A 20329-nucleotide genomic window follows, 5' to 3' on the forward strand; every position below is an offset into this window, starting at 1 on the left:
ATTCCAGATATACTCAAAAAACGCTCTATTTTTTAATGTCTGGCTTAGAAACGGCGTTCCAGTTATCTATACATAATTTCCTGTTGGAAATAAAGGGCACTGACACCAAGCTAACTTCATGTACAAAAACGCATGAGCGATCACGATCATATTTAGTCGACCCTCATTTACAGAGAGTGATCGACTAAATTTTTTCAGTCCACAATACTGGTAAATAATAGGTTATTCTTCACGCCTGGCTATCAAAATACTTAATGCTGCATAAGTGCCAGTGTTTTTTCCTTAACACGCTGCAAAATTTTCTGCGCCTCCTCGGTTGAACGAATATTGGTGTATCCAATGACTAATCCATAACGTTTTCGTGTCTGCGCATACCAGCTCGAGAGTGGCCGGACGTAAAGCTCGTGCTGTGTCCATAATGCAGCTAATGCAGTATCTTCAATGCCACGTTGCAGGAAGGCAACAATATGCATACCGCCATCTGTAAGCTCAAATTCAAAAAAACCTGGAAAAGTCGTTTCAATTGCGTCAAGCATCATGCGACGCCGCTGCTGGTAGAGTAAACGCATCTTTTTTATATGCCGGTAGAAGTGCCCTTCACTAAGGAACTGTGCAAGGATTTTTTGCGGTAGTAATGGCAGACCCGTTTCAAGGATTTCACCCAGTTCACTGAAACGGGCTACCGTCTCCTGTGGCACTACCATATATCCGATACGCATAGCTGGCATTATCGTTTTACTAAATGTACCGGTATAAATAACCCGGTCATGCGTATCGAGGCTTTTCAACGCCGGGATTACTTTGCGTGTGTAGTGAAACTCTCCGTCGTAATCATCTTCAATTATCCAGCTATTGTTTTGCTGTGCCCAGGACAGTAACTGATGCTTACGCGGTAATGAAAGGCTAACTGCGAGCGGACTTTGATGAGTGGGTGTAACGATAGCGAAGCGTGCATCGTTGTGATAGCGCTGAAGATAATCAACATCCATGCCCTGTCTATCAACAGGTATATAGTGCAGTTTGGATGCCATTCGCTTCAATAATTGCTGACCATAAAAGTAGCCAGGATCTTCAAACAGCACTTTATCATCAGGTTGTGCAAGTACCGACAGAATAAACCGTAAATTGGCACGATAGCCGCTGGTAACGAAGATTTGCTCTGGTCGGCAATTCAGTCCTCTTGAAATAGTGAGATAACTTGCAATGGCCTCACGTAGTGGCTTAAAGCCCACTACCGGGGGCATGAGCATTTCTTCCGGACGCAGACTTCGCGCCGCTTTTCCCGATATCAACAGCCATTTTTTATGGGGGAATTCATCCAGTGCAGGAATGCCGAGTCGGAGATCACCCTTCCTTTCAGTAACCGGCGTGTCAAGTGAACGAGACGATACATAATTGTCTTCTCTGACCGTTGAGGTCAGCCGGAGCTCCGGATTTATATAGGTCCCCTTCGCCCCCAGACTTACAAAATAGCCTTCTCCAGTAAGAATTTCATACGCGGTTTCCACCGTTTTTCGCGCGACCTGCAACTCGCTCGCCAGCGAACGAATTGAGGGAACGCGCTCCCCCGGTTTCAAAAGGCCGTCCTGAATTTGCTGACGATAGCGGGCATAAATCTCTTTGTACCCCATCAAATGCACCTTTAAATGTCCTATCAATTAATTCGAATAATGACCCTTTTTAACAAGACATACAAGATTAAGATATGGCTATTAACTAAGCCACTCACTATGAGGCGTCATGAAGATTGTACATTACGACACCGTCATTGACCTTGCCCGTTGCTTTGCGCTGATGCAGGAGCTACGCAGCAAACTAACGAATGAGAAACAATTTATCGCCCAGGTACAGCGCCAGCAGGCGCAAGGCTATCGGCTTGCAGGACTGGAGCAGGATGGCAAAACAATGGCGCTGGCCGGTTATCGACTGCTCGAAAATTTCATTCACGGGCAATTCTGTTACGTCGACGATCTGGTAACAGTGAACGAGGCTCGCGGTCAGGGGATGGGTGCAACGCTGTTGAATCACTTAGCGGTCATCGCACGTGAATACGGTTGTGGTCAGATGGTCCTTGATACCGCCATTAGTAATTCAGGAGCCCAGGCATTTTATCAGCGTGTCGGATATACCGCCCTCGGCCTGCATTATTATCGCGATCTCACTTGAGGAAAAAATGATGAAACTGCTTCACATTAAAGTCAGCCCGGATTTATCAGGATCGACATCCCGTGTGGCGTCTGAGCGCCTGGTAGAAAAATTACGCGCGCATCATGCCGGGCTTCAAGAATCAGTGCTGGACCTGGCTAAAAGGCCGCTACCACATCTTGATGCATTTACCATTGCTGGTTTTTTTACCCCACCAGACCTACGCAGTGAAGCTCAGCTCACCGCTATTCAGACTTCGGAACAACTGGTAGATCAGCTTTTAGATTGTGACACGCTGGTTATCTCATCACCGATGTGGAACCTCGGCCTGCCTTCTGTGTTAAAGGCCTGGTTCGATCATATAACCCGCGCCGGACGAACTTTCGCCTTTACGCCAGAGGGCAAAAAAATAGGGCTCGTCAGCGGCAAAAAGGTGTATTGCGTTGTCGCCAGCGGCAGCGTATTTGCACACGGTCCATTTGTAGCGGATGACCAGTTTACGCCATACATTCGCGTAGCGCTTGAATATATTGGCATTACCGACGTGCAATTTATTCGGGTAGACGGTACGCATGATCCCGTCGCTCGTACTACAGCGTTACCTCATGCACTGCAAACCATTGATCGTTTATTTTAAAAAGAGGATTACAATATGTCGTCACGTGTGAATCATTTTAAAACCATTCCCGCACTGGCTAAAACACTAGCCGATGCCTCTATGGCATTAGGAAAAGTCTCGCTGGATAAAAAACTTAAGCACTTAGTGGATATCCGTGCCTCACAGATGAATCATTGTGCGTTTTGTCTGGATATGCACGTTAAAGAAGCAAAAATGCATGGGGAGCGTGAACTGCGTCTTTATCACGTTGCAATCTGGCGGGAATCGCCACTGTTCAGCGCCAAAGAGAAAGCTGCTCTGGCACTGACTGAAGCGTTGACACGCATTGGTGATAATGGTGTAAGCGAAGCGCTTTACAGCGAATTGCGCGAACATTTCTCTGAAGTGGAAGTATCAGAGTTAACTTTCACCATTGCTGTAATCAACGCCTGGAATCGTCTCCAGATTTTATCACAGATGTCACCAGGATCGATGGATAGCGCTTACGGTCTGGATCGTGCTGAATTACATTAATAAATGTCCGCCAACAACACTTCTTGTTGGCGGCTTTATTTTTTATTATTAGCTTACATATGTTGTAATAATCACCCACAAATAGTATTCATAGTGTATTTTTAACCTAATATTATACATGCTTAAAAGAATATTAAGATCGATTATATTCATCGCTAGCTGTTAAAAAAGTAAAAACCGCCTTGCGGCGGTTTTTACTTTGGAGGAAATGAGTAACCAATCGCGAGAAGAAAACGAATGGTAATTTATGCCTTGGCCAGCGGCTTCATTCGAAAGCTGACGCCCATACGATTAAGTGCATTCATTGTTGCAATAACGATGGTCAGATCGACCAAATCTTTTTCACCAAATACTGAAAGCGCTGCAGAATACGCTTCATCCGAGGCATGTGTCTCACTTACTCGGGTAACTTCTTCAGCCCATGCCAGTGCCGCTTGCTCCAGATCCGAGAATAAATATGTAGCTTCCTCCCATACGGGAATCAGAACTATTTTCTCTACTGACATGCCACACTTCATAAGATCGCGGGTGTGAATATCAATACAATGCGCGCAGCCATTAATCTGAGATACTCTTAAAAAAACCAAATGTATTAACTCTTCCGGGAGATTTGTTCCTGTTGTGGCAAAATGATGCAGCGTTCCCAGTGCTTTTGAACCTTCTGCAGATACCTGGAACCAATTTGGACGTTTCATGTGTTTTCCTTTAGAAAGTGATAGTTGATTGATTTATCTACGGAAATATACCTAACCTTCTTCAGAAGGGTTACTGATGGATACTTCAGTGTTAAGTCATCATAATCAAAATTGACATGTAAAAAAGACACAAAGGAGAGGAAAACGGGTAGGACATGATAAAAATGAAAGGCCATGAAAGGCCATGAAATTAGTATGGGTTTAACTTTGATTCAACAATGATGATTGTTTGAATGGCCAGTTTTAGTCTTTATGCAGAAATGGCACCTGAGAATGTGACTTGGTGAAGGCCTTCATCATAATGATAAAAAAGGTGCAGGATACATTGTCGGAACACTCTTTCTTCTGGCTGAACTGACGATTACCAGCAGGCTAAAGCCTGGCTATCCCAAACGACAATCGACGTTCCCCGGGAAGAAATGTTTAATTCATATGTAATGAAATTCGTTCTGTACGTCCACCTCTCGCTCATAAGGGACAATCATACTCGAATCTCCCATATTACAGTAGATTTGAGTATGAACACTTCATCGTGGAACATAGGCAGTATCGTAGGCCAAAAAAGACCAGTTCAGATATCTCATATCTGGAGGAACCGAATCCGGCTTGAATTGGAAGGTAAAAGGCGCGATCTAGCTCTGTTCAATATGACCTTGGACAGTAAGCTTCGAGATTCTGATCTGGTCAAACGCAAAGTATCTGATGTGGCAGATGGTAGCTTGGTTTCAAGCAGAGCAACGGTATTGCAACAGAAAACCTGTAGTCCTGCGCAATTTGAGACCACCAAAGGAACAAGAGAAATAGTTGCTGCATTGATAAAGCTTGGCAATTTGCACAGTAAAGACTTCTTGTTCCGGTCTCGGGCCAGAACTAATCAGTAAATATCAACTCGAAAATACAACCGAATCTTTAATAGGTGGGTAGAAAAGCTTGGTTGACCTGTGACCTGCCCCCAGGATTAGCTACAACCTTCAGTTAGTAATGTCGGTTGGTTTTTCTTCATATTTCCTGTTTCGCCAGTCTGTTGCGAATTCAGCTGGTGTCTGGTAATCCAGCGATGAATGGGGACGGCACTCGTTATAATCCTGCCGCCAGTCATTAATCGTTTTCCGGGCATGAAGAATATCGCGGAACCAGTGTTCATTCAGACACTCATCGCGAAAGCGTCCGTTAAAACTCTCAATAAATCCGTTCTGCGTTGGCTTACCTGGCTGGATAAGCCGTAGTTCCACACCATGCTCAAAGGCCCATTGATCGAGCGCGCGGCAGGTAAATTCCGGGCCCTGATCGGTTCTTATTGTCGCCGGATAGCCCCTAAACAGTGCGATGCTGTCCAGAATACGCGTAACCTGAACGCCTGAAATACCGAAAGCAGCGGTGATCGTCAGACACTCCTTCGTGAAATCATCCACGCAGGTCAGACACTTGATCCTGCGACCGTTGGCCAGTGCGTCCATAACGAAATCCATCGACCATGTCAGGTTCGGTGCATCCGGGCGCAGAAGAGGAAACCGTTCGGTTGCCAGCCCTATACGGCGTCGTCTGCGTTTTACGCTCAGTCCATTAAGGTGGTAAATACGGTATACCCGCTTGTGATTGACGTGAAGGCCCTCCCGGCTCAGCAGCTGCCAGATGCGGCGGTAGCCAAAACGCCTGCGCTCCAGTGCCAGTTCAGTGATGCGCCCTGATAAATACGCATCCGACGCCGGACGCTGCGCTTCATAGCGGCAGGTCGACAGGGACAAACCTGTCAGCCTGCAGGCACGACGTTGCGACAGACCGGTCGCGCCACACATCAACTCCACGGCTTCCCGCTTCTGGTCTGTCGTCAGTACTTTCGCCCAAGAGCCACCTGAAGCGCCTCCTTATCGAGCATGGCTTCGGCGAGCAGCTTCTTGAGTCGGGCGTTCTCTTCTTCAAGCGACTTCAGGCGCTTAACCTCAGGCACTTCCATACCGCCATACTTCTTACGCCATGTGTAAAACGTGGCATCTGAAATGGCGTGCTTACGGCAGAGCTCACGGGCAGATACCCCGGCTTCAGCCTCGCGGAGAATACTGATGATCTGTTCGTCGGAAAAACGCTTCTTCATGGGGATGTCCTCATGTGGCTTATGAAGACATTACTAACATCGGGGTGTATTAATCAACGGGGAGCAGGTCATAATAGCTGCGTCAGGTCAAACCTGATCTATGAGCAGATATAACGAGGGGCCCCACGCTGATTTTTATCAACTAATTAAGCTATGAGCTGAGTTGTGCCGAAGTTAAGATATCCTCATCACCTACGTTGATGAGCTGAAGAGCATCTCTGACGCCATTAATGCAGTTTATCCGGAGAGCGGATTAAGTTCTGTATCATTCACATGGTGCGTAATAGCCTGCGGCTCGTATCTTAGAAGGACTACAAAGCATTAACCCATGACCTGGGGTACCAGCGGCAGAGGCGGTTTTACACGACGAATACCATTGCCAGATTGGACAGTGTGATCCGGCATACCATTAAAAAGTGCAAGGTACTCCCGACAGATTACTCATTAAAAAGTTGTATCGCTATCAACCCTGTCAGTATCGCTAAAAAGACGATGATGTTCAGGGGAGCTCGTATCGTCTTATTATCAGCTCTATGCTCTTCTGCACAGCCACATCTGAGAAAAAGCAGTCACATTGAATCACGTACGCGCTCTCAAGGTACCGGGCTATCGATTTTGCGACACCCTGATACGTTTTTGTACTGCCTTCGCGAACGCCGCCTTCACTCTTTTGTCTTTGACTGACCATTCAGCCAACAACTTGCTCTGGCTTGCCTCCACCATTGCCGCGTCCCGTGAGTCGTTTTTATCCTGTGCGGAAGGCCATCCATGCTCCTCAATATAGGGCCTTAACGCTTTAATAATTGCGTTGATGGCATCGGTTTTAGTTTCCCAGCCCTCAGGTTGCGCTTCCAGGTGTTTTATCACTTCGTCTTTAACGCCATCAAAACGTGTCGCTTTGACCTTTCCGCCATAAGCAGAATTGAGTTTATGCCGTTCCTTGATTCTTTTACCTGCTGCGGATTCACTGCGTTTCAGACCGCGATCCAACAACGCGATAGCCTTCAGCATTAATTGCACCGCATGATCTGGATCAGATTCGAGAGCCGATGTTCCCTGCTCCCAGTATTGTTCAGCCTCAGACATATCGTTCCTGATCCTCTTTATCATCCATTCTGAAAGACTGAAAATTTTCAGATAACGCCGCCATTTTTTCTCTCCGTGCTCATCAGCAAGTCGCCGCGCTAAATCTTCATCCTTCGTTTGTCTCCCTGTTTGTAGCACGATAACAATTTCAGTATCTTTATTCAGCCATTGCCTGGCGATATGTTTCTGTCTGACCCCGAGATGAAAACGTAACGCTTTCCTCTTTTTACGAAATACGATGAGTAACTCATCAGGGGTAAAATCCCTGTCTAAATCAGCCATGAAGTCCCTCTTTTCGAATGACAATTTCTATACTCCAGTAAATTTCCTTGCCTGACACCAGGAACGACTCATTCTTGCCCTTAGCCAGACGCTTCCGACACCATTCTCGAAAAAAAACATTCTTTCACCAACAAAAAACGGGAAAAAAAGCTAAAAAAAATCCCCTATCTCATTGTTATAAAATGCCTTTTTTGCCACAGCCACCAGGCGGGTGCCATTACCTGTTCCGGCACCATACAATTGCGTCCATATCGAAAGAACAGGGGGAATTAACAGATATGTCTGTACAAGGTATCAGGATACTGCGCATACGCGCCGTTGTTAACAAAACGGGCATCGCCCGCTCAACCATCTATGACTGGATCAACCCGAAGTCACCGCGTTACGACCCGACCTTCCCGAAACAGCGCAGGCTGGGTATGCAGTCCGTCGGCTGGCTTGAGTCAGAGCTGGATGCATGGCTGCTGGAACGCCAGCAGGCATCATAAGCGATGAGATAGTATTGGTAAAAATTAAAGGAGGATACGCAGGTTATATAACAACGTCTCTGATTAAAATATGTGCTCGCTGCGACATATTTTTGCCAGTTGCAAGGAAACTGAATACGATTATTTATTGGGTAAGATTATTACTTTAAATAAATTTTGACGCTTGGCTATTTTATTATATTCACAACTACCCGTTACTGAAAACAGTAACCAAGGAGAATATTACATGCAGAATATACTGCCACACACTGTCATTCCGAAAATGCCGGAGCCTTATATTCCCGTACAAAACAGAACCCCGGAGGGTTACCCTGTCTGCGCGTTCCCGCCGGTGATGCGGGATGTCATTGATGCTCTTTATAACGAGACGGGTATCCCGGCGGAACTGATAGCGGGGGCCGTACTGGCAGCCTCTTCCCTCGCCTGTCAGGCTCATATTGAGGTGGTACCACCACACTCATCGGATCCGATGCACTGTGCACTGTATTTACTGACGTTGGCGGTCTCCGGTGAAGGTAAGACCAGTATCAGCAAAAAAGTGATGAAGCCTTTTTACCGGTTCGCTGAGCAAATGAAGCAGCAGCACGACGGTCTGATGAAGGCACACCTGCGTGCTGACAATATCTGGAAAATACACCAGAAAGCATTGACCAGTAATCTGTACACTGCCATCAAAAGCGGTTCTGAGGGGACGGAGGAAGAACGGCTGTTAAATGAACATGCAGAAACCCGGCAGCAGCCTCCGACCCGCCTGGCGATGCTTTATGACGACACCACCGCAAAGGCGCTCCTGGAAGGTTTGAGCCGGTATTCTGAAGCCGGGGTGCTCTCAGATGAGGCAATTACCTTTTTTAAAGGGTATCTGAAAAACAACCTCGGTTTACTGAATAAAGCCTGGGACGGGGAGACCTATGAATACCACCGCCCGGGCGGTGAGGAGTACGATATCAACGCCTGCCTGACCCTGGCATTAATGGTTCAGCCCCCGGTCTTTGAAAATTACCGCCGTAACCACGGTGAACTCAGCAAGGGAAGTGGTTTTCTGTCGCGGTTTCTTTATATCAATACCATCAGCACGCTGGGACGTCGCCGCACAAATACGGACCATGCTCATTCTGATGAAGCATTAAATGTGTTCCACAGTAAAATTAACCAGTTACTTGATAAGCAAAAGGCGCGTTTTTATAGTCACGATACGCAGAAACAAACGCTCAGATTATCTGATGATGCGACCACTTACTGGGCAGATAAACAGTCAGAGCTCAGCCGTAAAACAGCCCCCGGACAGCAGATGGAGCATATCAGTGAAATTGCAGCCAAAGCGGGGGCGAATGCCCTCAGGGTTGCGGCCATTCTGACATATATGTATTCACCTGAGAGTTTATGTATTTCGCGGGGGGTCATCCAGGCCGCCTTCAAAATTGTGGAATGGCATCTTGAAGAAGCGGAAAGGCTGTTTTTCCCTTCTTCTGAACGGAATGCATTTATGGAGGACGTTTACGAGATGTTCAGGTGGCTTAAGGAGAAATTTCTCGATAATGAGGGATATCCACTCAGGAAAAATGAGGTAAACCGGAACGGCCCGAACCGGCTGCGTGACGCCAGTAAATCACAATCTGTTCTTGAGCAGTTAATCGCACTAGGTCTGATTTGTTTTATTCGTCCCGGCCGTCATTCTGCGGTGTATATTGCCATGCCCTCCCTGGAATGTCGCCACTCATGGTGTATTCCACCGGCATTCCTGGAGAACGGACATAATCCGATTATTGCATCGCCAGAGAATGTCACTGGCAGGTATGGTTTTGAATACTTTGACTTTAACAGGCTGGAATATTAATCGGGACACCTCACTACAGAGACCCGAATGGCCAGAGCGTAAACCGGTTAAATGTCTTCGAAAAACAGCCACAGAGGCAAAAACCCCGCGCCAGTCGCGACTGGTCGCAATCCGCGCGGGGTTTTCTCAGAATACAGTGCTAAAAAACAGATAATGACGACTGGTGGAAAGCTCTGGGGATATGAACCATTAACAGCCATCAAAACATGTAATTTAACACAATGTGTTTTGCTAGTGTATTTCTTACTCATTTGAGACAAATACATTAACATTTAATTGATGTTGATTAATAAATATATTTAATGGCGTATAAAAATAGCATCATTGCTATTAACAATAAAAGCAAAGATATTATCATATTAAATAAGAGTTTAATTATGGCCATATGTAAAAGAAATAACTGCATGGCACAGATCGGCCATTCACCCGCCGAACGGATATTACGGCTATGCCCGGCACATTATCAGGGCAGACAGTTAAATGCAGCCAGACGAACGGAAAGAGCAGCATTAATATGCCGGTATCCCGCCTGTGGTATCAGTATATCTGAAACCCGCAATCAGTTTTATTGTTGTAAGGAACATCGGGATAAAGCCCGGAGGTTAATCGATGACGATGCTATTATAAGACTGGTTAAGCACTCTTACTGGCTCAATGTGGAAGCTATGCTAAAAAATAATTCCCTTGGACTGGGGAGTATCACCGGTCCGACGGATATTGCAGACCTCATTCGGTTATATCAGCGCAAAGCTGTCCACCAAAAAACGTATAATATGCTGAACGGGCACAGAGTTGCTGATACGACAAAAAGGTTAATCCCCTGGCTGGATCTTGAGCTATGCCACATTTACCCTAACTCTAAGGGCGGTGCAAATATCGCCAGAAACATTATCATCGCACCTGCTGCTATAAACCGGATGATGAAGGATTTTATCCCCTGCTGTCAGTCAGGAGTGCTGAGTGGCATAAAAGCAATGGAAACACCTCAACCGGTTAAATCGACCTTACTGAAAGCGTTAACGGATAAATACGGTTCAGATGCTGTACAGGAAGCATTATACGGAGTTAAGCATCTTGCCTTTGCTGATTTAAGTCTGTCACGCAGGCTATTTGACACTGATATTTACGCATTCCCTCCACTAACCCGTCTGTTAAAAGAGGAAGCCTTACGCCTGAATTTGATGTCACTATGGGAAACGCTGGTTTGTACCGAAGTCAGCGTCTGGCTTAATGCCGGGCCTGCGAATGAATTATTTGCCGTTGCCGCGTTTCATGCGTTGCTGAACGGCGACGGCGACCGCCTGCTGGAGCAATGTTATCGTTTAGTCGATGAAATCAGGGTGAAGCACAAGCGCGGGTCTCAACAAATCTACGACGAATTTCAGCATATACTCAGCCAGTACATGGCAAAATATTTTCACATTGACACCAGCGACCACAGAGCCTGTAATCTCTTCTATAACCGCTTTTTTAGTGTTCCTCCTGTCACAGAGGACGGTGTCTGCGCCATACCGCCTCAGTGATGCATTTCCTCAGCCTGTGTTCAATAAAATCTCAGATATATATCACCCTTCTGAAGTGAAACCGGACCATCGATAAACTCGGGCGAGGTTTACGGTAAATATATTTACTGAACCACGATCAATTTTGTCGATCGGTTCGATCGAATTTCATCGTTATCCCCTTCTTTTTTGCAGCTATAAAATCCCAACGGGATGCTTATGACTGTCTGTCTTCTACTAAAAAACATGCAGATACCCTTTCCGGGTAGCGTTTTACGAAAACCAGAGGTGCACAAAAATGAACAGAAAAATGATTCACCCTTTACTACTGACCTGTGCGCTGGTACCGGCAGTGGCAATGGCCTTCGGTAATCAAACCACCTGGACCCAGGGCTGGGGCCAGGGAGTATCAGAGTTTGTTATCAATGGGGAAAGTCAATCGCAACTGTCTCTGACCTGTGAGGATTACGGCTCGCAACCGGCCACGGTCATATTCACTGACGCCAGCGGGCATCAGGTCAGTATGGATGAAGATAAAAACCTTCAGGTCAGTATCGACGGTGGAGCCCCCATCGACATCAGCGAATCTGGCAGTCGAGTGGGCGGTAATAACCTGGCGCTGGCCTGGGCTCAGCTACGTAATGGCAAACAGGTCTCAGTAACCGGAGACGGTGTTAAGGATGCCACATTCACGCTGGCTGGGGCAGCAAGGGTATTGCCAGTATTCGGGACCCACGGCTGCGTGGGTAAAGATGCACTCTAGCCTGCATCTGAATTTAATACCTGTTGATTACGTTATTTTTAAAAGGAACAGTTTATGAAATTTAAACACATGCTGGTGCCCGCACTGTTTGCACTGTCAGCCCTGGCGCTGGCAGAGCCAACGCCATCCATCAAAGTGGAGACCAGTAATCAGGTTCACCCTGCCGGAACACGCTACGTCACGGTCGTGGTCACTGCACTGGATAACACCGTGAAAGTCGAAAATATTGACGTGAACCGGGGAAACTGTCGCATTGCCAACCAGAAATATCTGTACTCCAGCAATAAAGAAACTATTTTGCCTGCTACCCTGCGTTACGGGCAGTCCGTCAGCGTGAGTTTTTATAATAACTGCGTGGCTTCAGAAGTCGTCGTCACTACTGATAAGGGGGGATGGCGTTACACTTACCACTGAGTCCCCCGCCCCTGATTAACGTTTCCCAACCTAAAAAATGCCACATGACCAACGGGCTGCCGCTGCGCAGTCCAGAGTAAATCCTATGACCTTTCTGAAAATGCTGGTGACCGCCCTGAGCCAGGCGCTGACCTGGTGCGGCGGACATCATGCCCGGCAGTATATTGAAATCCGCTTTCGTCAGGCCGGTTACGATGACGACTGCATTGATACAGCCCGGGAAGCGGTCACGTTGCTGGTCACTGCACTTATCACCGCCCTGATGGCGCAGATACTGAAGATTCTGGATACGCTGTAATCCCGCCCTATCCGTTCATTGAGAACAACACATCCATCCCCTGCCTCCTCACGGAGCAGGGGCTTTTGCTTTTATGCCTTCAGATTAATCAGATGAGGAATCAACCATGCGATTAGCCAGCCGTTTTGGTCGGGTGAACCAGATTCGCCGCGACCGTCCCTTAACCCGCGAAGAACTGATGCAGCATGTCCCCAGCGTCTTCGGGGAAGACAAGCACGACTCCAGAAGCGAAAAGTACACCTACATACCCACAATCACCCTGCTGGAGAACCTTAAACGCGAAGGGTTCCAGCCATTCTTTGCCTGTCAGTCACGAGTGCGAGACCAGAGCCGACGGGAACATACAAAGCATATGCTGCGCCTGCGTCGTACCGGTCAGATAAACGGTCAGCAGGTGCCGGAAATTATCATTCTGAATTCTCACGATGGCGCATCGAGTTTTCAGTTGCTGCCAGGGATATTCAGAAGCGTCTGCACCAATTCGCTCGTCTGCGGACAGTCGTTTGGCGAGATCCGCGTGCCGCACAGGGGCGATGTTGTCGGGAAGGTGATTGAGGGGGCCTATGAGGTTCTCAGCGTCTTTGACCGGGTGGAAGAGAAACGCGACGCCATGCAGTCCCTGCAACTCCCGTCACCCGCGCAGCATGCACTGGCTAAAGCGGCGCTGACATACCGTTTTGGGGAAGAGTATCAGCCTGTGACTGAATCGCAAATTCTTGCACCCCGCCGCTGGCAGGACAAGAGAGATGACCTGTGGACCACCTACCAGCGCATTCAGGAAAACCTGCTGAAAGGCGGACTAAGTGGCCGTACCGCTCAGGGTAAACACACCCATACACGCGCAGTAAACGGGATTGATGGCGACGTTAAATTAAACCGCGCGCTCTGGGTGATGGCGGAGAACATGCTGAACCTGTTGGACCGGTAATCACCCGCGCCCCGCCACAGAAATCAATCCCCGGCCCAAGACCTTCATTCGACATCTCCATGCATAAGGAAAATTAACATGACCGACATAATTAATATTAACGATAACAATCAGCGACCTCTGCAGGCTGGCGATGACGGTTCTGCACCGGCACTGACAGCCATGTCCGTAGCGGACGAACAGCGTGTGGAATTCTGGCCGCAGCACTTTGGCAACATCCCGCAGTGGATAACCCTTGAACCGCAGGTCTTTGCGTGGATGGACCGGTTCTGCGCTGACTACAGCGGCGGTATCTGGAGTTTTTATTCTCTCAGCAACGGCGGAGCCTTCATGGCTCCGGAAACGGACAGCGATGCCTTCTGGTCGCTGTTTAACGCCATGAATGGCAATGCCGCAGACATGAGCGCCGAAGCTGCAGGGATTGCGGTCTGTCTTATCGCTTACAGTCATCACGCATGCCGCACAGAATGCGATGCCATGAAGGAACATTACTGGCGTCTGCGTGACTATGCGCTCAATCACCCGGAATGCAACGCCATCATGTGCATTACCGACTGAGCGTCCCGCTATGCCGTATGAACTGTCTCATCTTAATGCCCTGAGGGATGCGCTGGGGAAAACAACGGTCAGGGATGAGGACGGAGAGGTTGTGACCGACGAACCCTTCCTGCATTTCCCGGCAGGTACCCCTCTCTTCCATATCTGGGCATGGTTCGAATCCCTGCACAACGAGTTCGTCGTTGCCGTGAAACTGTACAACACATCCGTCCCGGATACGTCAACAGACAGGAAAAGCAAATGAATACCACCACGTGTCCCCCTGACCGCGGGGGAATATCTCCCGTCGCACAGCGCACTATCAGACGCGCACTGACCCTGCTGGAACGCCAGTTACGCGAACCCGGCGAGGCATTCACCTCCAGTCAGGCGGTCCGCGACTGGCTCCGTCTGCAGCTCACCACGCTTGAGCGTGAAGTCTTCATGGCACTCTTCCTCGATAACCAGCATCGTCTTATTGCCCATGAAACGCTCTTCACCGGCACCATCAACCATACGCAGGTACATCCCCGTGAAGTGATAAAGGCCGCACTGAAATACAACGCGGCTGCCATCGTGCTTTCACATAATCATCCGTCAGGTTATGCGGAACCTGGCCATGCCGACCGGCTGCTCACTGACCATCTGAAACAGGCACTTAAACTCGTGGATATCTGCCTGCTGGACCACCTGGTCGTGGGAGGCATGGACATCGTCTCGTTTGCCGAGCGTGGCTGGCTTTAGGGAGAGAATAATGATGAGAATCATCAGTAAACGTCAGGCAATGGCGATATACCGCCAGCATTCTGAGTCCCGGCTGTTTCGCTTCTGTACCGGGAAATATAAGTGGTTCGGAAGTATCTGCCATTACTACGTCAGGGAAGTGCAGGATATCCGGGGGGGTATTGGCCGTGTTTGCTGAACGCCGACAGGACCGCAACGGTCCGTATGTGATCCTGCGCAGCGTTACCCTGAATTAACTCACCGTTAAGGAGTACTTACATGCAGAAAGCAACCTGCGTAATCAACCATAACATCGCGGAACACTGGTGGGGCCTCAGACGCAACGTCACGCCATGTTTTGGTGCCCGGCTGGTACAGGAGGGTAACCGCCTGCATTACCTTGCTGACCGCGCCAGCATCACTGGGACATTTAATGACGCAGATTTACGCCATCTGGACCAGGCATTTCCGTTACTGATGAAGCAGATGGAGCTCATGCTGACCAGCAACGAACTCACGCCCCACATTCAGCGCTGCATCACGCTCCACGCAAAAGGGCTGATATGTGAGGCCGATACGCTCGGCTCCTGTGGCTATCTGTACATCGTAATTTATCCGACATCTGCAACAACCGCATAAACCCCGGACGCTTTTCCTTCGTCAAACCAGCCAACAAAGAGCGCAAACCATGCAAATACAATCCCTGCCCCCTCAAAGGGCGGCATCGTCACGTCTGTCAACAGTCGAAATCTGGCAAGAATTACTGAAGTATCTGCTGGAGCAACATTACGGACTCACGCTTAACGACACACCGTTTGGCAACGACAGAGTGATCCAGAAGCACATTGATGCGGGCATCTCACTGTGTGACGCGGTGAGTTTTATCGTGGAAAAGTACGACCTAGTACGTACTGACCGTCACGGTTTCAGCGTGAAAGAACAGTCTCCGTTCATCGGCAGCATCGATATGCTCCGCGCCCGGAAGGGTACCGGGCTGATGACCCGTAAGGGATATAAAACCGTTACTGACATCACAGGTGGCAGATTCAGCGGAGGGAAATAATGACGTTAGCCCTGATCGTTGACGCCAACACCGTCAGCGTTCAGCCCCTCAGGTACCAGTACAAAGACTGGCGCTTTTATCAGATCTCCATCAACTGATACAGATGTTCGCTCAGACAGCGCGTATGGCGGTAACACCTTAACGGAGATATCCGTCTGAGGTATAAGAGGGTGTGGCAGGACGCCGCCAGAACATCAGGGGCCGTATCGTCTGTCAGGATGGGGCTTAATTCCGGGGCGTTCAGTAAAATGAAACATTTCTCCGGTAGCATGCCGTCGGCATTTCCTTTCGGAAAATAACCGCCCAGATACAGTAACACGGTCAGCAGGCGAAACTGTCGGGTGAGTACCGTTTCAGTGTCCCGGTAATGTGCGGCTATCCACAGGCATTCCCGCAGCATAAACCGTCGGGTCCGTCGGGTGAGGTCACCGCCTTTATCATACCAGTGTTCGACGATATCCCTTGCGGAGCTAATGGAGTCATCACCCGTTGTCGCAGTTTGCCACGACCGAGCCAGAAGCGTTGCGATATCCATGGATTAACGCCGCACCTGCGAAACGGCTGCGGGAGTATTGCGGACACCAGGCAGATAAATATTGCGGACCAGCTTCAGGAGGAAAAAGACATCGCTCAGGTTGCTCACGCCGGGTACCAGATGGCGAAAGGCTATCCGCGCACGAAAACGCGCCCGGACCGCCAACCGGTCATTCACCCTGCGCCGGTACAGGCCCAGAAAATGGCGGCTTTCCACCAGCGCATGCCTGACCAGCGCTCGTCTGACAGATCGGTACTGCGTCTGTGTACTGAGTGTCAGAATATCTGCAATCACGTCGCAATAGCTGAACGCGCGGATATCATAATAATCCGGGCGGTGGGTAATTGACGCCGGGTTATTCACCCACAGGTAATCCTGTCTGTCAGAGAAATAAAATCGGCCATCTGCGGCGGCAAGCTGTATCGTCCAGAGAATGTCCTTGTGGCTTTTCCCTTCCTGGAATCGCAGGTCATGCTCGCGAATATACGCTGAACGGATTATCTGCAGCCACAGATAATGCGGCCATTCCCTCTGACTGACGCAATGGCGTATCCACTGCTGACCCGTCAGCGTATGACCGTAAGGCTGTCTGCAGTGAACGGTATGCCGCAGATGTCCGGCGCTGTCTGTATGCCGGGCATTGAAAAGGACGACATCGGCCTGCGCTTCGCGGGCTGTGCGCAGCCGCTCCTGCAGAAAATCTGCCGCAACCCGGTCATCCGCATCCAGGAACACCACCCATTCACCACGGTGAATCGCCAGTGCAGCATTACGGGCAGCATACACGCCCTGATTTTCCTGACGAATGAGAATAAGCCGTTCATCTGTAATGGCGCTGAGTAGCGTCCATGTTTCGTCGGTTGAACCGTCATCCACTACAATGATTTCAGTGCTGAGCGTTGTTTCGCCAAGCAGTGTCTGGACCAGAACCCCGATACTGTCAGCCGCATTGAAGGCAGGAATGATGACGCTGATATCGATGTTGATTTTCATTGCACTAAGGGAATGTAAACAGAGGGAAGGTTCAGAGTTGTCACCCCATCATGGGCAATAACCTGCCGGGTACGAAACATTATCAGGAAGAGCATCCCGGTGATTTTCGTGCTGGTGTTGATGCCACTCGTTTTTCTCTGATTTCCTGGTTAACCACCATCAGACAGTCATCGCAGAATTCTTTATCCAGCCCGAAAATCCGGTCCAGAACGCCTCTTTTCTTGTTACATCTGGCACATCTTTTCATTCCATCACCTGCTGTCGCATTCCCATGCCGTGTCCGCAGGACAAAAGAAGGGCGCCCACCAGAAGACAGGAAATAAATAAATTAATAAACAATACGTTAAATGAATTGTTGGGAATTTAGCACAGGCACTAGCGGGCAGGATAATTCATTTTGCAGATCAATTTTATAAAATCGATCGGTTTAATCGATCATCTTTTTCACTCTGCTTTACACGCCATCCGTGTTCCTGCTCTCTTTATCGGTACGACCAGTTTGTTGAACTGGAAAGAATGCACTACCTGTTGGATAGTCAAGCCATTCCCGATAACCGACATTATGTGGAATAGAAAATCTACAAAAATTATTAACGCTTTGAATGGCTGCTATGAGCGAGAAGCGGACCTTCAAATCCGCACAGGTTCAATTGATTAACCTTGGTTGTCAGTTACGCCATCGTTAACATGAAGCCGATCGAAAATTCTTTATCGCATTTTTTACAAATACGCAGTGGCAAGAAAGATAGATTCTGGCTCATGACAAGTTGAGTGGTTCATTTGTATAAAGAGACTTCGCCTTCGGGACGCGTTTTGAACCTGCGATGCATCCACAGGTATTGCTCAGGGGCACGGAGAATTTCACGCTCGATGATCTTGTTCATATAAGCCGCTGCGGCGACCTTGTCCTCCCCTGGATAGCCTGACAGCGGATTGCTGATATACATGTGATAACCTTTTTTATCGCTACGTCGAATCATGCTAAGTGTGAGCAAGTCTGCACCAGCGAGTTTTGACAAAGCATACGTTCCGTTCGTCGTGGCTGCTTTTTTTACCGAGAAAAAAGGTGCAAAAACGCTTCCCTTAGATCCATAATCCTGGTCTGGTGCAAACCACACGGCTTCACCAGCTTTTAGCGCATGAACAAAACCTGATAAATTACGTCGATTAATCATAGCCTTATTTGAACGCATACGTCCTTTTGTCTGTACCCATTCCATTAATGGATCATTGTGTGGGCGATACGTTGCCATCATAGGATGGCATAACCCCATTACTCTTCCACACAACTCAAGGGACATAAAATGTATCCCGACAACCATTACCCCTCTGGTCGCACCGGTCAGGTTTTCAAGCCCTTCGACATCAAACCATTTTTTGACTCTCGCATCGCTCCAGAACCAGGCCATTCCTGTTTCCATTAGTCCCAGCCCGAGAGAAACAAAGTTTTTATTGACCATCTGGCTCCGGGCAAACGGTGTCATCTCGGGAAAGCACAGTTCGATATTTCTACTCGCAATCCCTTCCCGGCGTTTCAGAAAGGGTCTGGATATTTTTCCAAGACCAGAGCCCAGAGTATGTAAAACCGGGTAAGGAAGTTGAACGAGAAGCCACAGCAGACCCAAACCAGTCCAGGTAAGCCAGTAGCGGGGATGGAGTAAATTATGAGTAAAAGTCTGTGCCATAAATTTCCTTAATGCTAATGAAGGTTATAACGCAAAAGGAAAACAATGAAGCAATTCGTCTTGAGCGATACATTTTGTTTTAGACAATTTAAAGTCATCTAAATTCAAAAAAAAAAATAACTTTGCAATGACTAGTAAAGAGTTTAAAGAGTCAGGAATGAATTGTAAGCCAGCAAAGTTATTCTGTTATAAATCCATGTTTTATCATTGATACTCAAGAAATTGTCTTCTTGATTCATCATCATCAAGGTACTCAAAAGAAAGAAGCCGAATTTTGGTAAATTTATAAAACCACTCACAATCGTTTCGTTGAATAATTTCGCCTGGTTTGAAACATATCCCGGATGCCACCCGTATAATCGCATATTTACCATTACTAAACCTGACCCGGTGAATACAGAAAGGTTGACCGGCCTGCCCGTGACAGCTGTTTGACAGGATATGTCCTTCAATAAAAACAGTTTTTTTAGATTTCATTATCATACCCTCGACAACTGCAGTACAGGAGAAATGTTGTCATTTCCCGACATCACTGACGTTAAGTGGCAGAAGCTGATCAGCCGCCGATACACCAGCATTCTGAAGGTCTGAAGAGCAGTCCGCAGGCAGGGCACTCAAGAACCGCATCTTTTCTTAGTTTACCTGCTTTTTGATCGGCTCTGTGTGCGCATGCCGGGCAGGCAACATGAACCGGTCTTTCTTTAAAATACCTGAGCCCATTTGTATAAGACATAAATAATTCTCTGAGGAATACAGTAATTATTATACGCTTTAATATAAAAATAACTGGCATAAGTTATGTTAAGTTGTGTCTGAATCAGTATATCAGATATTGAAAATTGAACGTCTGATTTATGGTACACTACCCTTCCGTGAGAAATTTAAGATGAAATCAGAAGACACCCTTGACTGGTATCCGGCACAACTACCGCCAGTGAAAATTATTCTTGGCGAAGCCGTGCTGGCTGTGGGTAAACAGGGCCGGCCGATTAATACCCGCACCTTGCTGGAATACCTTCAGGTCATGCAGGACAAACAAAAAAGGCGGGATGACAAAATCGCCATGCAGACTGCGATTGATGTTCTCAGGGATAATCAGCGCATTAACGGCAGACGTTAATGCACCTCCGG

General features: G+C 48.1%; 25 protein-coding genes and 2 pseudogenes. 18 read left to right on the plus strand and 9 right to left on the minus strand.

The features are described from left to right. Positions 1 to 251 precede the first annotated feature (251 nt). Positions 252 to 1631, minus strand: coding sequence for a PLP-dependent aminotransferase family protein (locus IB212_RS17505; protein WP_047058016.1), 1380 nt, complete (start codon positions 1629 to 1631; stop codon positions 252 to 254). Between the two features lie 109 nt (positions 1632 to 1740). On the opposite strand from IB212_RS17505, the gene IB212_RS17510 reads away from it, so the two are divergent. From IB212_RS17510 to IB212_RS17520, 3 genes are read left to right on the plus strand one after another with little or no spacing between them, the layout of a single operon-like run. Continuing rightward, a complete protein-coding gene (locus tag IB212_RS17510) occupies positions 1741 to 2166 on the plus strand; it encodes a GNAT family N-acetyltransferase (protein WP_020688232.1) in 426 nt (141 codons plus the stop codon). Positions 2167 to 2173: 7 nt separating this feature from the next. Further along, the gene (locus IB212_RS17515) at positions 2174 to 2782 is read left to right on the plus strand and encodes an FMN-dependent NADH-azoreductase (protein WP_223239658.1); all 609 of its coding nucleotides are present in this window, start codon (positions 2174 to 2176) and stop codon (positions 2780 to 2782) included. A gap of 15 nt (positions 2783 to 2797) precedes the next feature. Further along, positions 2798 to 3277 (plus strand): carboxymuconolactone decarboxylase family protein, encoded by a 480-nt coding sequence (locus IB212_RS17520; protein WP_005131815.1) that lies wholly within the window; start codon positions 2798 to 2800, stop codon positions 3275 to 3277. 245 nt (positions 3278 to 3522) lie between these two features. Here the strand turns inward: IB212_RS17520 and IB212_RS17525 are convergent, their stop codons facing one another. Beyond that, the gene (locus IB212_RS17525; protein ID WP_005131814.1) at positions 3523 to 3972 is read right to left on the minus strand and encodes a carboxymuconolactone decarboxylase family protein; all 450 of its coding nucleotides are present in this window, start codon (positions 3970 to 3972) and stop codon (positions 3523 to 3525) included. 518 nt (positions 3973 to 4490) lie between these two features. Between IB212_RS17525 and IB212_RS17530 the strand changes: the two are divergent. Beyond that, positions 4491 to 4850 (plus strand): annotated as a pseudogene (locus tag IB212_RS17530) (integrase); the annotation flags it as partial. Positions 4851 to 4943: 93 nt separating this feature from the next. Here the strand turns inward: IB212_RS17530 and IB212_RS17535 are convergent. Further along, positions 4944 to 6064, minus strand: a protein-coding gene (locus IB212_RS17535; protein WP_188245863.1) for an IS3 family transposase whose coding sequence is annotated in 2 segments (ribosomal slippage) — positions 4944 to 5806 and positions 5806 to 6064 — 1122 coding nt in all. Because the reading frame shifts where the segments join, the coding sequence is not laid out codon by codon here. A gap of 606 nt (positions 6065 to 6670) precedes the next feature. Then, positions 6671 to 7432, minus strand: coding sequence for a hypothetical protein (locus IB212_RS17540; RefSeq protein ID WP_188245864.1), 762 nt, complete (start codon positions 7430 to 7432; stop codon positions 6671 to 6673). A 278-nt stretch (positions 7433 to 7710) separates the two neighbouring features. Between IB212_RS17540 and IB212_RS17545 the strand changes: the two genes are divergently transcribed. The 13 genes and pseudogenes from IB212_RS17545 to IB212_RS17605 all read left to right on the plus strand — a co-directional run bounded on the left by IB212_RS17545 (position 7711) and on the right by IB212_RS17605 (position 15985). Continuing rightward, positions 7711 to 7920: an AlpA family transcriptional regulator gene (locus IB212_RS17545; RefSeq protein ID WP_004136909.1), complete on the plus strand. Its 210-nt coding sequence runs from the start codon at positions 7711 to 7713 to the stop codon at positions 7918 to 7920. A 226-nt stretch (positions 7921 to 8146) separates the two neighbouring features. After that, the gene (locus IB212_RS17550; RefSeq protein WP_163387543.1) at positions 8147 to 9757 is read left to right on the plus strand and encodes a YfjI family protein; all 1611 of its coding nucleotides are present in this window, start codon (positions 8147 to 8149) and stop codon (positions 9755 to 9757) included. Positions 9758 to 10161: 404 nt separating this feature from the next. Beyond that, positions 10162 to 11280 (plus strand): hypothetical protein, encoded by a 1119-nt coding sequence (locus tag IB212_RS17555; RefSeq protein WP_223239659.1) that lies wholly within the window; start codon positions 10162 to 10164, stop codon positions 11278 to 11280. A gap of 277 nt (positions 11281 to 11557) precedes the next feature. Next, positions 11558 to 12022 carry a hypothetical protein gene (locus IB212_RS17560; protein WP_163387544.1) on the plus strand — a complete coding sequence of 155 codons (465 nt, stop codon included), beginning with the start codon at positions 11558 to 11560 and terminating at the stop codon, positions 12020 to 12022. Positions 12023 to 12076: 54 nt separating this feature from the next. Then, on the plus strand, positions 12077 to 12436 hold the full coding sequence (locus IB212_RS17565) for a hypothetical protein (RefSeq protein ID WP_004136901.1): 360 nt from the start codon (positions 12077 to 12079) through the stop codon (positions 12434 to 12436). Between the two features lie 85 nt (positions 12437 to 12521). Continuing rightward, positions 12522 to 12734: a hypothetical protein gene (locus IB212_RS17570; RefSeq protein ID WP_032755286.1), complete on the plus strand. Its 213-nt coding sequence runs from the start codon at positions 12522 to 12524 to the stop codon at positions 12732 to 12734. A gap of 106 nt (positions 12735 to 12840) precedes the next feature. After that, positions 12841 to 13662: a DUF932 domain-containing protein gene (locus IB212_RS17575; RefSeq protein WP_163387545.1), complete on the plus strand. Its 822-nt coding sequence runs from the start codon at positions 12841 to 12843 to the stop codon at positions 13660 to 13662. Positions 13663 to 13740: 78 nt separating this feature from the next. Further along, the gene (locus tag IB212_RS17580) at positions 13741 to 14220 is read left to right on the plus strand and encodes an antirestriction protein (protein WP_188245865.1); all 480 of its coding nucleotides are present in this window, start codon (positions 13741 to 13743) and stop codon (positions 14218 to 14220) included. Positions 14221 to 14311: 91 nt separating this feature from the next. Next, positions 14312 to 14464 (plus strand): hypothetical protein, encoded by a 153-nt coding sequence (locus IB212_RS17585; RefSeq protein ID WP_223239660.1) that lies wholly within the window; start codon positions 14312 to 14314, stop codon positions 14462 to 14464. Then, positions 14461 to 14943, plus strand: a complete 483-nt coding sequence (gene radC, locus IB212_RS17590; RefSeq protein WP_188245866.1) for a RadC family protein — start codon at positions 14461 to 14463, stop codon at positions 14941 to 14943. Before IB212_RS17585 ends, radC begins: the two co-directional genes overlap by 4 nt. A gap of 13 nt (positions 14944 to 14956) precedes the next feature. Next, positions 14957 to 15179: pseudogene (locus tag IB212_RS17595) on the plus strand (DUF987 family protein). Between the two features lie 22 nt (positions 15180 to 15201). Beyond that, positions 15202 to 15561, plus strand: a complete 360-nt coding sequence (locus IB212_RS17600; RefSeq protein WP_163387548.1) for a type IV toxin-antitoxin system YeeU family antitoxin — start codon at positions 15202 to 15204, stop codon at positions 15559 to 15561. Between the two features lie 49 nt (positions 15562 to 15610). Then, positions 15611 to 15985: a TA system toxin CbtA family protein gene (locus tag IB212_RS17605; RefSeq protein ID WP_163387549.1), complete on the plus strand. Its 375-nt coding sequence runs from the start codon at positions 15611 to 15613 to the stop codon at positions 15983 to 15985. Between the two features lie 79 nt (positions 15986 to 16064). Here the strand turns inward: IB212_RS17605 and IB212_RS17610 are convergent, their stop codons facing one another. The 5 genes from IB212_RS17610 to IB212_RS17630 all read right to left on the minus strand — a co-directional run bounded on the left by IB212_RS17610 (position 16065) and on the right by IB212_RS17630 (position 19991). After that, a complete protein-coding gene (locus tag IB212_RS17610) occupies positions 16065 to 16520 on the minus strand; it encodes a hypothetical protein (RefSeq protein WP_223239661.1) in 456 nt (151 codons plus the stop codon). A 3-nt stretch (positions 16521 to 16523) separates the two neighbouring features. After that, positions 16524 to 17513: a glycosyltransferase gene (locus tag IB212_RS17615; RefSeq protein WP_163387550.1), complete on the minus strand. Its 990-nt coding sequence runs from the start codon at positions 17511 to 17513 to the stop codon at positions 16524 to 16526. Between the two features lie 776 nt (positions 17514 to 18289). Further along, positions 18290 to 19198 carry a kdo(2)-lipid IV(A) palmitoleoyltransferase gene (gene lpxP, locus IB212_RS17620; RefSeq protein WP_188245867.1) on the minus strand — a complete coding sequence of 303 codons (909 nt, stop codon included), beginning with the start codon at positions 19196 to 19198 and terminating at the stop codon, positions 18290 to 18292. 204 nt (positions 19199 to 19402) lie between these two features. Further along, entirely contained in the window at positions 19403 to 19675 is a 273-nt protein-coding gene (locus tag IB212_RS17625) for a hypothetical protein (RefSeq protein WP_023322470.1), read from the minus strand. Between the two features lie 79 nt (positions 19676 to 19754). Continuing rightward, positions 19755 to 19991 carry a YnfU family zinc-binding protein gene (locus tag IB212_RS17630; RefSeq protein ID WP_071885096.1) on the minus strand — a complete coding sequence of 79 codons (237 nt, stop codon included), beginning with the start codon at positions 19989 to 19991 and terminating at the stop codon, positions 19755 to 19757. Between the two features lie 93 nt (positions 19992 to 20084). On the opposite strand from IB212_RS17630, the gene IB212_RS17635 reads away from it, so the two are divergent. Further along, positions 20085 to 20318: a hypothetical protein gene (locus tag IB212_RS17635; protein WP_004132711.1), complete on the plus strand. Its 234-nt coding sequence runs from the start codon at positions 20085 to 20087 to the stop codon at positions 20316 to 20318. Positions 20319 to 20329 lie beyond the last annotated feature (11 nt).

Source organism: Enterobacter sp. E12 (assembly GCF_014596715.2).
Classification (GTDB): domain Bacteria; phylum Pseudomonadota; class Gammaproteobacteria; order Enterobacterales; family Enterobacteriaceae; genus Enterobacter; species Enterobacter bugandensis.

Bases quoted from the DNA above. Each gene is read 5' to 3' on its own strand.
- IB212_RS17505 (WP_047058016.1), bottom strand. From the start codon at position 1,631: ATGGGGTACAAAGAGATTTATGCCCGCTATCGTCAGCAAATTCAGGAC.
- IB212_RS17510 (WP_020688232.1), top strand. From the start codon at position 1,741: ATGAAGATTGTACATTACGACACCGTCATTGACCTTGCCCGTTGCTTT.
- IB212_RS17515 (WP_223239658.1), top strand. From the start codon at position 2,174: ATGATGAAACTGCTTCACATTAAAGTCAGCCCGGATTTATCAGGATCG.
- IB212_RS17520 (WP_005131815.1), top strand. From the start codon at position 2,798: ATGTCGTCACGTGTGAATCATTTTAAAACCATTCCCGCACTGGCTAAA.
- IB212_RS17525 (WP_005131814.1), bottom strand. From the start codon at position 3,972: ATGAAACGTCCAAATTGGTTCCAGGTATCTGCAGAAGGTTCAAAAGCA.
- IB212_RS17540 (WP_188245864.1), bottom strand. From the start codon at position 7,432: ATGGCTGATTTAGACAGGGATTTTACCCCTGATGAGTTACTCATCGTA.
- IB212_RS17545 (WP_004136909.1), top strand. From the start codon at position 7,711: ATGTCTGTACAAGGTATCAGGATACTGCGCATACGCGCCGTTGTTAAC.
- IB212_RS17550 (WP_163387543.1), top strand. From the start codon at position 8,147: ATGCAGAATATACTGCCACACACTGTCATTCCGAAAATGCCGGAGCCT.
- IB212_RS17555 (WP_223239659.1), top strand. From the start codon at position 10,162: ATGGCACAGATCGGCCATTCACCCGCCGAACGGATATTACGGCTATGC.
- IB212_RS17560 (WP_163387544.1), top strand. From the start codon at position 11,558: ATGAACAGAAAAATGATTCACCCTTTACTACTGACCTGTGCGCTGGTA.
- IB212_RS17565 (WP_004136901.1), top strand. From the start codon at position 12,077: ATGAAATTTAAACACATGCTGGTGCCCGCACTGTTTGCACTGTCAGCC.
- IB212_RS17570 (WP_032755286.1), top strand. From the start codon at position 12,522: ATGACCTTTCTGAAAATGCTGGTGACCGCCCTGAGCCAGGCGCTGACC.
- IB212_RS17575 (WP_163387545.1), top strand. From the start codon at position 12,841: ATGCGATTAGCCAGCCGTTTTGGTCGGGTGAACCAGATTCGCCGCGAC.
- IB212_RS17580 (WP_188245865.1), top strand. From the start codon at position 13,741: ATGACCGACATAATTAATATTAACGATAACAATCAGCGACCTCTGCAG.
- radC (WP_188245866.1), top strand. From the start codon at position 14,461: ATGAATACCACCACGTGTCCCCCTGACCGCGGGGGAATATCTCCCGTC.
- IB212_RS17600 (WP_163387548.1), top strand. From the start codon at position 15,202: ATGCAGAAAGCAACCTGCGTAATCAACCATAACATCGCGGAACACTGG.
- IB212_RS17605 (WP_163387549.1), top strand. From the start codon at position 15,611: ATGCAAATACAATCCCTGCCCCCTCAAAGGGCGGCATCGTCACGTCTG.
- IB212_RS17610 (WP_223239661.1), bottom strand. From the start codon at position 16,520: ATGGATATCGCAACGCTTCTGGCTCGGTCGTGGCAAACTGCGACAACG.
- IB212_RS17615 (WP_163387550.1), bottom strand. From the start codon at position 17,513: ATGAAAATCAACATCGATATCAGCGTCATCATTCCTGCCTTCAATGCG.
- lpxP (WP_188245867.1), bottom strand. From the start codon at position 19,198: ATGGCACAGACTTTTACTCATAATTTACTCCATCCCCGCTACTGGCTT.
- IB212_RS17625 (WP_023322470.1), bottom strand. From the start codon at position 19,675: ATGAAATCTAAAAAAACTGTTTTTATTGAAGGACATATCCTGTCAAAC.
- IB212_RS17630 (WP_071885096.1), bottom strand. From the start codon at position 19,991: ATGCCAGTTATTTTTATATTAAAGCGTATAATAATTACTGTATTCCTC.
- IB212_RS17635 (WP_004132711.1), top strand. From the start codon at position 20,085: ATGAAATCAGAAGACACCCTTGACTGGTATCCGGCACAACTACCGCCA.